Source organism: Shewanella sp. AC91-MNA-CIBAN-0169, assembly GCF_040310165.1.
In the GTDB taxonomy this organism is placed as follows: Bacteria; Pseudomonadota; Gammaproteobacteria; order Enterobacterales; family Shewanellaceae; genus Shewanella.
In genome coordinates, this window is sequence record NZ_JBEOPM010000020.1 from 44567 (window position 1) to 57513 (window position 12947).

The following is a 12947-nucleotide window of genomic DNA, read 5'->3' on the forward strand; positions in this document are numbered from 1 at the left end:
GCTCGCAAGTATCATTAAGTGAAAAATTACGTTTAAAAAACGCATATTATTTTTTACATTTTTTATTTTTGATTCAATTCTGATTAAAAAATGACTTACTAGCCATGTAAAAGAGGGATTAACTTGAAACTATTGTCTCAACCCTCTATATATGGAATCAATTTTCTTTTTTTCGAGACTTTTTGGCGCAAATAAAACTATGGGTAAATCGCTAGTTATTGTCGAATCGCCGGCCAAAGCCAAGACAATTAATAAATATCTTGGTAAAGACTTCATTGTGAAGTCGAGTGTAGGTCATATTCGTGACTTACCAACTTCGTCTACTTCTGACGGTACAACTGTGACTAAAACCGCAGCAGAAGTTAAGAAATTATCTCCTGAAGAAAAAGCTAAATACAAGCTGATCAGAGACAAACAAGCGCTTGTGGCGCGAATGGGTGTTAACCCAGATAAAGACTGGGCGGCTAAGTATCAAATTCTGCCTGGTAAAGAAAAAGTTGTTAAAGAATTAAAAGCGTTAGCAGAAACTGCTGACCAAATATATCTCGCAACGGATTTGGACCGTGAAGGGGAAGCCATTGCCTGGCATTTACAGGAAATTATTGGTGGTGATCCTTCACGGTATCAGCGAGTTGTGTTCAACGAAATTACTAAAACAGCGATTCAAGATGCGTTTAGTAAACCGTCGGTACTTGATACCAATATGGTTAATGCCCAGCAAGCTCGTCGCTTTTTAGACCGTGTTGTTGGCTTTATGGTATCACCATTATTATGGAAAAAAGTCGCTCGTGGTTTATCTGCTGGGCGTGTTCAGTCGGTAGCAGTGCGCTTAGTTGTAGAGCGTGAAAGTGAAATTAAAGCGTTTGTTCCAGAAGAGTTTTGGGATATCCATGCTGAGTTAAATACACCTACCGCCGCTAGCTTGAAAATGCAGGTGATGAAGTATCAATCTGCTGCATTTGAACCGATTAATGAAGCGCAAGCTAAAGTCGCTGTCGATGCGTTGCGTGATGCAAAGTATGTTGTCACTGCGCGTGAAGATAAAGCAACCTCAAGCAAACCTTCGGCACCTTATATTACGTCGACATTGCAGCAAGCTGCCAGTACTCGTCTTAGTTATGGTGTTAAGAAAACCATGATGATGGCGCAGCGTTTGTACGAAGCTGGCCACATTACGTATATGCGTACCGATTCAACCAATTTGAGTAAAGAAGCGGTTGAAAACTTACGTGAAATGATTGGTACCGAGTTCGGTGACAAGTATTTACCGGCAGAACCTATTCGTTATGGTAGCAAAGAGGGCGCTCAAGAGGCGCATGAAGCTATTAGACCGTCGAACGTGGCTGTGCAGTCCGCTTCGTTAACCGATATGGAAAGAGACGCTCAGCGCTTGTATGAGCTTATCTGGCGTCAATTTGTGTCATGTCAAATGACACCTGCTCAATATGATGCAACACGTTTAACGGTAACCGCGGGTGATTACGAATTAAAAGCCAGTGGCCGTACCTTACGTTTTGATGGTTGGACTCGTGTTCAGCCACAAGTGAGTAAGAAAAACGAAGAAGATAAGACGCTACCAGTTGTTGCAAAAGGTGACAAGTTAGTGCTTGAAACCTTATCTCCTAAGCAACACTTTACCAAGCCTGCACCGCGTTACAGTGAAGCGTCTTTGGTTAAAGAGCTTGAGAAGCGTGGTATTGGTCGTCCTTCAACGTATGCGACGATTATTTCAACCATTCAGGATCGTGGTTACGTTAAAGTTGATAACCGCCGTTTCTTTGCTGAAAAAATGGGTGAGATTGTCAGCGAACGCTTAGTCGGCAGTTTTAAAGAATTAATGAGCTACGACTTTACCGCCAGCATGGAGCAAACATTAGATGATGTTGCTCAAGGTAAGCTGGACTGGAAAAAAGTATTAGACGGTTTTTATGGCGACTTTACCAAGCAGTTATTGTTGGCCGAGTTAGATCCCGATGAAGGCGGTATGCGCCCTAATGAGATGGTATTAACAGACGACATTAAGTGTCCAACCTGTGGCCGTCCAATGGGTATTCGTACTGGTTCAACAGGGGTGTTCTTAGGTTGTTCTGGTTATGCGTTACCACCTAAAGAACGTTGTAAGACCACGCTTAACTTAACCCCAGGTGAAGAAGCGGTAAGCGACAATGAAGATGGCGAAACGGAAGCGTTACGTGCTAAACATCGTTGTGGTAAGTGTGGTACCGCGATGGACAGTTATCTCATTGACGAAACACGTAAATTACATGTTTGTGGTAATAACCCGTCATGTGATGGTTACGAAGTTGAAGCCGGACAATTTAAGATTAAAGGCTATGAAGGTCCAATTATTGAGTGCGATCGTTGCGGCAATAATATGGAACTTAAAAACGGTCGATTTGGTAAGTATTTTGGTTGCACCAATAGCGAGTGTAAAAACACCCGTAAGTTGCTTAGAAGCGGTGAAGCGGCGCCACCAAAAGAAGATCCTATCTTCCTACCTGAATTAAAATGTACTAAATCGGATGCTCACTTTGTGCTTCGCGATGGTGCTGCTGGTATATTTTTAGCCGCCAGTACTTTCCCTAAATCGCGTGAAACACGTGCGCCGTTAGTGGAAGAGTTAGTGCAGTATCGCGATTTGTTATGGCCTAAATATGCGTATCTTGCCGATGCGCCAGTCGAAGATGATGAAGGCAATAAAGCCTCGGTTAAATTTAGTCGTAAAACAAAAGAGCAGTATGTTGCTACTGAAGTTGACGGCAAAGCTACCGGTTGGTCTTCTAAGTTTATCGGCGGTAAATGGGTTAGTGAATCAACTAAGAAAAAAGCTAAGAAATAATTTTTAGTATTGATTGATACATAACGCTCTTTATAAACGCTACCCAATTGGGTAGCGTTTTTGTTTGTGCCATAAATGACTTAATTATTTTTTGTATCATGAACCGCATAGGGACATGCTTTTGCAAACAGGCAAACAGGCAAACAGGCAAACAGGCAAACAGACAATCAAACAAAAAATCTAAGACATCAGACACAAAAAAGCACCGATAAATATCAGTGCTTTTTTAGTGGTCATTTATTGTAAATTCACAACGATATTACACTGAAGTGCCTGACGTTATTTTTTCTCACTATTCTGTGCTGCTTGAATCGCCGTTAACGCAATGGTGTAGACAATATCATCGACTAATGCGCCGCGTGATAAATCGTTAACCGGTTTACGCATCCCTTGAAGCATTGGCCCGATGCTGATTAAATCAGCACTACGCTGTACCGCCTTGTATGTGGTGTTACCCGTGTTTAAATCTGGGAACACAAATACGGTTGCTTTACCTGCGACAGGGCTGTCAGGTGCTTTAGAGAGCGCTACGTTAGGCATGACGGCTGCATCGTATTGCAATGGACCATCGATAATCAAGTCCGGACGTTTTTCTTTAGCGATTCGTGTGGCTTCACGTACTTTATCCACATCTGAACCGGTGCCAGAAGTCCCAGTTGAGTAACTGATCATCGCAACGCGAGGCTCAATACCAAAGGCTTTAGCTGATTCAGCTGACTGAATCGCAATATCGGCTAGCTGTTCAGGACTTGGATCTGGGTTAATCGCGCAATCACCATACACTAATACTTGATCTGGCATCAGCATGAAGAAAATCGATGACACTAAGCTAGAACCCGGTGCCGTTTTGATCAACTGCAATGGTGGGCGAATAGTGTGTGCCGTAGTATGAATAGCACCAGACACAATTCCATCAACTTCATCTTGTGCCAGCATCATGGTACCAAGCACCATGTTATCTTCCAGTTGTTCACGGGCAACAACTTCTGTTAATCCTTTGCTGCGACGTAATTCGAGCATAGGCTCAACGTACTTTTCACGCACAGTTTCTGGCTCAATGATTTCGATGCCTTCACCTAAAATAACATCTTGTTGCGATGCAACGCGTAAGATCTCTTCGCGGTTACCGATTAACACGCAACGAGCAATACCCCGTTCTGCACAGATAGATGCAGCTTTAACGGTTCTAGGCTCTTCACCTTCAGGAAGCACGATAGTTTTACGGGCTGCACGGGCTAGTTCGGTTAACTTGTAACGGAATGCCGGAGGAGATAGACGGTGTTCACGTGGAGAATCCTGGGTAACACTTTCAATCCAGGTTTGGTCGATATGGCTGGCCACGTATTCTTGCACTTTTTCAACGCGCACCGCATCATCCACAGGCACTTCATGATCAAAACGTTGAATATTGAGCGAGGTCTGCCATGTATTTGAATCAATTAAAAATACTGGCAAGCCTGTTTCAAAAGCTTGTTCACATAACTTCATGATTTCTGGTTCTGGCGGGTAGCCCCCAGTAAGCAACAACGCGCCAATTTTAACGCCGTTCATGGCTGCTAAACATGCAGACACGATCACGTCGGAGCGATCGCCAGAAGTCACTAACAATGAATTTGTTTTGATGTGAGTAACCATGTTAGGCAGGCTACGGGCACAAAATGTTACACGGCGCATACGACGAGTATGCATTTCACCAGCATTAATGATTTTGGCATTTAAGTGCTTAGCTAAATCAGATGCGCGCGGGGCAATTAGCTCTAAATTGTATGGCACACTGCCTAATATACGCAGCGGACTTTTACCCGGAAGTTGGAACATTCCCGAGCTATCAACCGCGTTCATATTTTTATCATCAAATACTTCAGATAAATCAGGGCGTGTGCGACCTTCGTTGTCAACGGGAGCACCAATTTTATTGATGATAGCGCCAATTAAACGTTTGTTTTTCTGTCCACCCCAAGAGTTAAAGGCGATTTCTAATCGATTCATTAATCCATTAGGCGTATCGTTTCCAGGGGTTGCGATGAAAATAACATCGGCGTCTAATGCTTTGGCAATTTCATAGTTAATGTCATCAGCAAATGGATGGCTACGTGTTGGTACTAAGCCTTCAACCACTAGGATTTCAGTATTACTGGCGCATTCTGCTGCGCGGGCAATAATCTGTTCTAGTAGGACATCAGTTTGCTCTGAACGGATTAACGCTTCAGCATGGACCATTGAATAAGGTTCCAACGGATTAACAGTTGGAGACGTGCTTAAAATAGTGGTTGAACGTTCTGGACCAGTATCACCGGATCGAATTTGCGCAATAGGTTTAAAAAATTGCACTTTAACGCCTTTGCGTTCAAGTGCACGAACCATACCTAAGCTTAGTGATGTTAATCCCACTCCAATACCGATTGGAATAAGCATAATATTACGAGACATGACGACCTCTTGTGTGCGTATTGTTCATGTTAATTAACCGAATATAAGACCGAATAAGCTGCTTATTTAGCTGTGATCAGCTTAATAGCATCTTCGGCAATAACCCACTCTTCATTTGTTGGTATGACCATAGCAATAGGGCTACCTACTTGAGTAATGATGCCTTGCTGGCCAAAACGAGCCGCTTTATTCAAATTATCATCGACTTTGAAGTTAAATATTGCCAATAAATTAAGGACTTTCTCGCGAATAAGGTCTGAGTTTTCGCCAATACCGCCAGTAAATATAATGGCGTCTAAACGCCCTAATGGCACAGTGTAAGAGGCGATATATTTGGCTAAACGATAGCAGAAGATATCTAAGGCTAGTGTGGCACCTTTGTGACCGCCTTGATAACCTTCTTCAATCCCACGACAATCGTTGGTGAGTTCTGAAATACCCAATAAACCACTTTGCTTATTCAGTAGGTTATTGACTTCATCAAGGGTATAGCCAAGTTGTTTAACTAAATGGAAAATAATTGATGGGTCTAAATCGCCGCAACGTGTACCCATAACTAAACCTTCAAGCGGAGTTAAGCCCATTGACGTGTCGACACTTTTGCCACCTTTAATGGCCGTTACCGATGCACCATTACCTAAATGTGCACAAATAATATTGGTGTCTTTAGTCTCTTTGCCTAATACTTTGGCTGCTTCACGACAAATATAGATGTTGCTAGTACCATGCATGCCATAACGGCGAATACTATGTTCACGATACAATTTGTAGGGTAGGGCATAAATATATGCCTTTTCGGGCATGGTTTGATGAAATGCGGTGTCAAATACTGCAACTTGTGGCAAATCTGGGAATGAAGCGAGCGCGGCACGAATACCAATTAAATGCGCAGGATTATGTAGAGGCGCTAATGACGCACAATCTTCAATACCCTGAATGACATCCGGTGTAACAATAACCGAGCGAGTAAACTTTTCACCACCATGGACGATACGATGACCAACGGCTTTAATTTGTGCCGCAAGTTCTGGATGGTCTGCCAAAATGTTATTAACGATGAATTCAACCGCTTCGCGATGCGCAGTAAAGGCACCTAATTTGGCTTCATTCTTGCTGCCATCAGATTTCCACTTAATGCGTGAATCTTCTAAACCAAAACATTCAGCTAATCCAGAAACTTTATCATCGCCTGATTGAGCATCAATGATGGCAAATTTTAATGATGAGCTACCGCAGTTGAGCACGAGTACTAATTTGTCTGACATGTTAACGCCTTTTAAGTCAATGAAACTAAATAAAATAGTAAAATTCCATTTTGATTAAGGTTTATGATTATTCATTCATAAACGCCACACTTCGGTGTTCTTACCGTGATTTACGACTGAAATTTAAATCAGTATAGGCGTAAATTCTCCAGTGCATTTTGGGCATGACACTGTATTATGTTATCGTTATACTCATGTCCCAAGCTGTAAAGGTAGCCGTATATTGAACATGAATTTGGTTAAATTACTTGGCGATGGTCAACGTTATATGAAGACCTGGCCAATGGTTAGGCAACTTGGGTTTTATTTCCCAGAGTACCGTGTCGTCAAAGCGACTCAATTAGCGATTATTGCAATGCCTGTGTTGGCATTAGTCGTTGCGGCTAGCCAGCTGTATATATTTGGCTGGGATTATTTACCGCAAGCATTAACTATGTTGCTCTTTTTTATCAGCTTGCCACTACAAGGCTTATTATGGTTAGGTTGGCGAGCGAGCCATCCGTTACCGTTATCATTATTTGATTGGGGCAACCAACTCAGCTCAGCATTGACTGAGATGGGTATTTATTGCCAACCTTTAGGCGCAAAAGCCTGCTATTCTGATATGGCCACCATTTTGAAACTGGCTTTTGAACGTTTAGATCAAAGTTACTGGGACGAATTATAATTCATCTTATGCATAAGCCGATGCTAATTTACATCTGTTTATTGTTATTGTTATTGTGACTAAAATGTAGCGTTAATACCTCGGTCAACAAACACCTGTTGAATTCTCTGCATGATTTCTGTACTTGGCGGTGAAATATCTGCCAAAGTATACGTTTCGCCAAAAGCTTGCCATTTATGTTCCCCTAACGGGTGATAAGGCAATAATTCAACTTTTTCAACATTGCTCATCGGTTTAATGAACTCAGCTAATGCGATGGCTGATTCGACATCTTCAGTAAATCCAGCGACAACCACATAACGGATCCAGGTTTTAATATTTCGTTTGGTAAGATATTGCGCAAACTGTAGTGTTCGATGGTTACTGACTTTAGTCAGTTCGATGTGTTTGGCATCGTCCATTTGTTTGATATCAAGTAACACTAAGTCGGTATTGTCGAGCAACTCATCTATTACGGGTTCGTATTTACGCACAAAGCCGTTGGTGTCTAAGCAAGTGTGTATACCCTGACTTTTGCAGGCTTTAAACAGTTCGCTGACAAATTGAGCTTGTAAAATTGCTTCACCACCACTGGCTGTAATGCCACCACCGCTGGCGTCTAAAAAGGGTTGATATGAAATGACTTGGCTCATTATTTCATCAACAGAAACTTCCTTACCGCCATCTAGATCCCATGTATCACGATTATGACAATATTGGCAGCGCATAAGGCAACCTTGCATAAAAGCGATGTAGCGAATTCCTGGACCGTCAACGGTTCCGAATGATTCCACTGAATGTATGCGACCTAACGTCATTGTTGTTCCTTAAAATGGGTATAAAAAAGGCTGTATCGATAAGATGTTACACATCGATACAGCCAATTTTAGCAGAGACTACATACTTTTAGTAAATGTACGAGTAATCACGTCTTGCTGCTGCTCAGGGGTGAGCGCATTAAAGCGAACGGCATAACCCGATACACGAATAGTTAATTGTGGATATTTATCCGGATTAACAATCGCATCTTCTAACATTTCACGGTTCATCACGTTAACGTTTAAGTGTTGACCACCTTCACGGTTAGGCTTGCTTAGGAAGTAGCCATCCATCAATGACGCTAAGTTAGTACGACGACCCGTATCATCTTTACCTAATGCATTTGGCACGATAGAGAAAGTATAAGAAACACCATCTTGTGCGTGGGCAAAAGGCAGTTTAGCCACTGATGTTAATGAAGCAATTGCACCATTTTCATCACGACCATGCATCGGGTTGGCACCAGGCGCAAACGGAGCGCCTGAACGACGACCGTCAGGAGTGTTACCGGTTTTCTTACCATAAACCACGTTTGAAGTGATGGTTAAGATTGATTGTGTTGGAATGGCATTACGGTACATTTTTTTAGTGCGAATTTTCGCCATAAAACGTTCAACTAAATCGCAAGCAATGTCATCGACACGAGCATCATTGTTACCAAATTTTGGATAGTCACCTTGAATGTCAAAATCAACCGCAATACCATTTTCATCGCGAATAGGCTTAACTTGAGCAAACTTAATCGCTGACAATGAATCGGCAGCAATTGACAAACCTGCAATACCACACGCCATTGTACGGCGCACATCGCGGTCATGTAATGCCATTAACGCAGACTCGTAAGAGTATTTGTCATGCATAAAGTGAATCGCGTTAAGCGCAGACACATACTGCGTTGCAAGCCAGTCCATTAAGCCATCAAGACGTGACATAACATCATCAAACTCAAGTACATCAGCAGTGATTGGGTCCGCTTTTGGTGCAATTTGGGTTTTAAGCTTTTCGTCAACACCACCGTTAATGGCGTATAACATGGTTTTGGCTAAGTTAGCGCGAGCACCGAAGAACTGCATATGCTTACCCAAAATCATTGGGCTAACACAACAAGCAATGGCGTAATCGTCTGACTCGAAGTCAGGGCGCATTAAGTCATCGTTTTCGTATTGAATTGAGCTAGTGTCAATTGATACTTTGGCACAGTAACTTTTAAAACCTTGTGGCAATCTTGTAGACCATAACACGGTAATGTTTGGCTCTGGGCTTGGGCCCATGTTGTACAAGGTATGCAAGAAACGGAAGCTTGATTTAGTCACCAATGTGCGACCATCAAGACCCATACCAGCGATAGATTCAGTTGCCCAGATTGGATCGCCTGAGAATAGTTCATCGTATTCAGGTGTACGCAGGAAACGCACCATACGTAGTTTCATCACGAAATGGTCAACCATTTCTTGTGCTTGCTGCTCAGTAAGAACACCATTTTTAATGTCACGTTCAATATAAGCATCAATGAACGTTGAGGTACGACCCAGTGACATTGCCGCGCCATTTTGGCTTTTTACTGCAGCAAGGTAACCAAAGTAAGTCCATTGAATGGCTTCTTTAGCATTTTTGGCGGGTACAGAAATATCACAACCGTATTTAGCTGCCATCACTTTCATTTGGCCTAAAGCACGATGTTGCTCAGAAATCTCTTCACGTAATTGGATCACACTTGATAAGTCTTCACCAGCTTCAAACTGCGCTTGCAGTGAGCTGAATTGGGCAAACTTATCTTTCATTAGGTAATCGATACCGTACAAAGCAATACGGCGGTAGTCACCAATAATACGACCACGACCATAGGCATCAGGTAAACCTGTTAATATACCTGATTTACGGCAAGCCATAATTTCTGGGGTATAAACATCAAACACGCCTTGGTTATGGGTTTTGCGTAACTCAGAGTAAACGTAATTCACATCGCTGTTAAGTTCACGGCCATAAGCTTTACATGAACCTTCAACCATACGAATACCACCGTTGGGCAGCATGGCACGTTTTAATGGCGCTTCAGTTTGTAAACCAACGATAGTTTCAAGGTCTTTATTGATATAGCCAGCATCATGAGAGGTAATGGTTGAAACCATTTCAGTGTCGAAATCGACTGGAGCATGAGTTTGGTTCTCTTGCTTGATGCCTTCCATTACTTTGTCCCACAAAGTTAATGTTGCATCTGTTGCACCTGCTAAGAATGATTCATCACCCTCATATGGTGTGTAATTTTGTTGGATAAAGTCACGTACGTTAACTTCAGTTTTCCAATCGCCAGCTACGAAACCTTCCCACGCGTTGGCAAATAGTTCGGTTTTATCTGTCATTTACTTAACCCTCTGGTTGATTTTCTACGGATGTCATCACAATTAACACAAAGTGTTGGTATCCGTTGAGTGTTTACATTCTGTCGTCTAGGTAGATTCGCTAGACTGAGCCGTTTACATCTTCTGCGACATTGATGGCAGAAATGTTCCGCCTGGCTTGTGTAATGACGCTAATCGATATTGTTTCTGTTAATGAGCTAATTGGTAAGACCAATTATCCATGGGTTAATAATAGCACAGCATAATGACGATATCGGCAGCTTTCGCTAACGGATTATCAAAAGTGTTAACTGGCTAACATATCTGTTTATAACTTGGAGTAGCCCGCGGCAATTTTTGGCAAATAAAAAGCGAAACCATTGCCGATCTCGCTTTTATATTGATGGTATTACCGAACATGACTAGATTATAGCAACGCTGGAATCCCTTCGATCATGCCTACTGCTAACATCGCCGCCAAACAAATCACAAAGGCTAGGCTTGGGATAACGATACGGTCTGCAAATGACAAGGTTTTAGGACGCTCTTTATCACCAATTAAACCATTATTATCAAGTAACATGGTTAACGCCCAAGCTAATACTGGGTTGGCAACAAATGCAGCGAAAATACAGATACCTGCGGCTTGGCTACTCGTCGTGTCTTTAACCATCTGTAAACCTGCCTCTAATAACGGCAGGAATACGCCAACTAAAAGCGCAATCGACATAACAGGGCGCCACACCGTGATATCCATAGGATAACCAATGATAGCCACAATAATACACAAGCTACCGAGTAGGATAGCGCCAGCTGGAATAGGGCGTTTGGCAATAGCCGCTGGGATCATGTAAGTTCCCCACGATGAGGTAATATTACCGCCACCGACTGCAGTACCAACGATCTGTCTTACTGAGCAAGTTGTCATCGTGTCATCAACATCCATCAGTACTTTTTCAGCGCCTTTTGGATAATTTAATTCTTGGAAAATACGATGACCAAGAAAGTCTGGTGACCACATGGCAACAGCCAGAATTGCGAATGGTAATGATGCAATAAAATGAGCTGCATTTGGTAAGCCTAACTGCCAACCATGTTCAGTTGAACCCCACCAATAAACCGGATTGAGATTTGGGATGCCTGGAGCGGTAGTAAATTGTAAATCTAAGCCTGCGCCTAGGCCAAATGCCAGAGTAACTGCTGCAATAGAACACAATGGAATCGCTAACCAGCGTTTACCGTATTTGGCTAATGCTGCATAAATAATGACATTGATTAACAAGATGGTAAATGCAACATAACCGAGTGAATAGTCAAGACTGTGCTTGGCTTGCAGTCCTCCTGCCCAGTCAAATAACGAACCTATCTGACTTTTAGCTCCCATAAATCCTAAGAACACCAATAAACCGCCGGCCACACCGCTACTGGTGAGGTTAACCAGTTTCGAGCCCCCTTTGAAATAACTTAAAATCAAGCCAAATATACCAATGAGGATTGCTAACGCTAATGGATGAGCACCAGCGAGCGCGATGGTACCAATTAACGGGATCATTGGTCCATGGTTGCCGCCAAGGTTTGCTCTTGGATTAATAAAACCAGAGCTAATAATACAGAAGAGCAAAGCTGGGATGAGCATTTCTACACGGACAATCTGGATAGCAAATTCTGCCCCAAGATTGACGTGATCCCATTTTTCACTTAAACCTGCAGCCCAAGCTGCCATTACTGCAGAATACATCACAGTAATACCAATAGTTCCTGCGATGGCTGGGACTAAGTCTTCCCATTCAAAACGAAAATCACGTCCAGGAAGGTTGAGTCCCCAACGTTTGGGCTTCATTATCTTGAGTTCATTTTCTAGATAGGCATCGCGAGTGTCAAACTCGCTAGCAGGACGGTGAAGCTCGCTGTAGCTTGCTTCTTGAGCTTGTGTATCTGAATTACTGACTGTGTCTGACATAATTTCTCATTCTCCGAAAAGAACAGGTTAATCCATCAAATGATGAAGTTTGAGTGTGTTCCTTTGAAGTGATGGCTATGTCCGTAAGAGCAGCTTGCCGGTGAGCCGCAATGGCTCTTATCACTTTGCTCAGCTGCGATGCCTTTATTAGGGAAGCATTACAGTGATGTCCTTATTACGATCTTTTTTGGTAAGACCAATTTACCTTGTGGATTTTAGCATAGCGTTGAGATTGCATCACTTGGTATCAAGAAAGTTGATGTTTTGTTTACTAGAAGTGAGAGCTGGATAACAAGTTAACAGCAAAATTAGATCAGTAAATTTGCCTAATAACTCACCTCGTAAGCAATACTCATTTCAGAATATTGTGTCACATCAATATAATTGATACTGGGTATAATTATTATTCAATTATATTTAAGACTTGTCTACGGGATTATTAAGAATTATAGAGAAATGACCGCTGCAGTAGCTACCATGGTGGTTACAAAATAAATTGGTCGAGTGCTGGCTGAAGGAAAGTAAGATTGGCTTTGGTGGTTGATAATATCAGTACTTGATAAACATGAAATTGATAAACATGAATGGATAAAAAAACGGCATCCGAAGATGCCGTTGTATCAATAAACCTATCGCTTATAACGAATAG

Annotated in this window: 7 protein-coding genes; 2 read left to right on the forward strand and 5 right to left on the reverse strand. The window is 42.3% G+C overall.

The features are described from left to right. Positions 1 to 199 precede the first annotated feature (199 nt). Positions 200 to 2839 (forward strand): type I DNA topoisomerase, encoded by a 2640-nt coding sequence (gene topA / locus AAEY98_RS16320; RefSeq protein WP_351018196.1) that lies wholly within the window; start codon positions 200 to 202, stop codon positions 2837 to 2839. 279 nt (positions 2840 to 3118) lie between these two features. On the opposite strand, the gene pta is transcribed toward topA, so the two are convergent. Together pta and ackA are read right to left on the reverse strand one after the other, a co-directional pair. Continuing rightward, complete coding sequence (gene pta / locus AAEY98_RS16325) at positions 3119 to 5269, reverse strand: phosphate acetyltransferase (protein ID WP_101088038.1); 2151 nt, start codon at positions 5267 to 5269, stop codon at positions 3119 to 3121. 62 nt (positions 5270 to 5331) lie between these two features. Further along, positions 5332 to 6534: an acetate kinase gene (gene ackA / locus AAEY98_RS16330; RefSeq protein WP_351018199.1), complete on the reverse strand. Its 1203-nt coding sequence runs from the start codon at positions 6532 to 6534 to the stop codon at positions 5332 to 5334. A 229-nt stretch (positions 6535 to 6763) separates the two neighbouring features. On the opposite strand from ackA, the gene yfbV reads away from it, so the two are divergent. Then, positions 6764 to 7201, forward strand: a complete 438-nt coding sequence (gene yfbV, locus AAEY98_RS16335; RefSeq protein WP_162024315.1) for a terminus macrodomain insulation protein YfbV — start codon at positions 6764 to 6766, stop codon at positions 7199 to 7201. Between the two features lie 59 nt (positions 7202 to 7260). Here yfbV and pflA read toward each other — a convergent pair whose 3' ends face one another. The 3 genes from pflA to AAEY98_RS16350 all read right to left on the reverse strand — a co-directional run bounded on the left by pflA (position 7261) and on the right by AAEY98_RS16350 (position 12298). Next, positions 7261 to 7998, reverse strand: a complete 738-nt coding sequence (gene pflA / locus AAEY98_RS16340; protein ID WP_101088044.1) for a pyruvate formate lyase 1-activating protein — start codon at positions 7996 to 7998, stop codon at positions 7261 to 7263. Positions 7999 to 8076: 78 nt separating this feature from the next. Continuing rightward, positions 8077 to 10359 (reverse strand): formate C-acetyltransferase, encoded by a 2283-nt coding sequence (pflB, locus tag AAEY98_RS16345; RefSeq protein ID WP_101088045.1) that lies wholly within the window; start codon positions 10357 to 10359, stop codon positions 8077 to 8079. Positions 10360 to 10765: 406 nt separating this feature from the next. Further along, the gene (locus tag AAEY98_RS16350) at positions 10766 to 12298 is read right to left on the reverse strand and encodes a DUF3360 family protein (RefSeq protein WP_162022783.1); all 1533 of its coding nucleotides are present in this window, start codon (positions 12296 to 12298) and stop codon (positions 10766 to 10768) included. Positions 12299 to 12947 lie beyond the last annotated feature (649 nt).

Excerpts from the sequence above, each read along its gene's own strand:
- topA (WP_351018196.1), top strand. The coding sequence starts at position 200 with ATGGGTAAATCGCTAGTTATTGTCGAATCGCCGGCCAAAGCCAAGACA.
- pta (WP_101088038.1), bottom strand. The coding sequence starts at position 5,269 with ATGTCTCGTAATATTATGCTTATTCCAATCGGTATTGGAGTGGGATTA.
- ackA (WP_351018199.1), bottom strand. The coding sequence starts at position 6,534 with ATGTCAGACAAATTAGTACTCGTGCTCAACTGCGGTAGCTCATCATTA.
- yfbV (WP_162024315.1), top strand. The coding sequence starts at position 6,764 with ATGAATTTGGTTAAATTACTTGGCGATGGTCAACGTTATATGAAGACC.
- pflA (WP_101088044.1), bottom strand. The coding sequence starts at position 7,998 with ATGACGTTAGGTCGCATACATTCAGTGGAATCATTCGGAACCGTTGAC.
- pflB (WP_101088045.1), bottom strand. The coding sequence starts at position 10,359 with ATGACAGATAAAACCGAACTATTTGCCAACGCGTGGGAAGGTTTCGTA.
- AAEY98_RS16350 (WP_162022783.1), bottom strand. The coding sequence starts at position 12,298 with ATGTCAGACACAGTCAGTAATTCAGATACACAAGCTCAAGAAGCAAGC.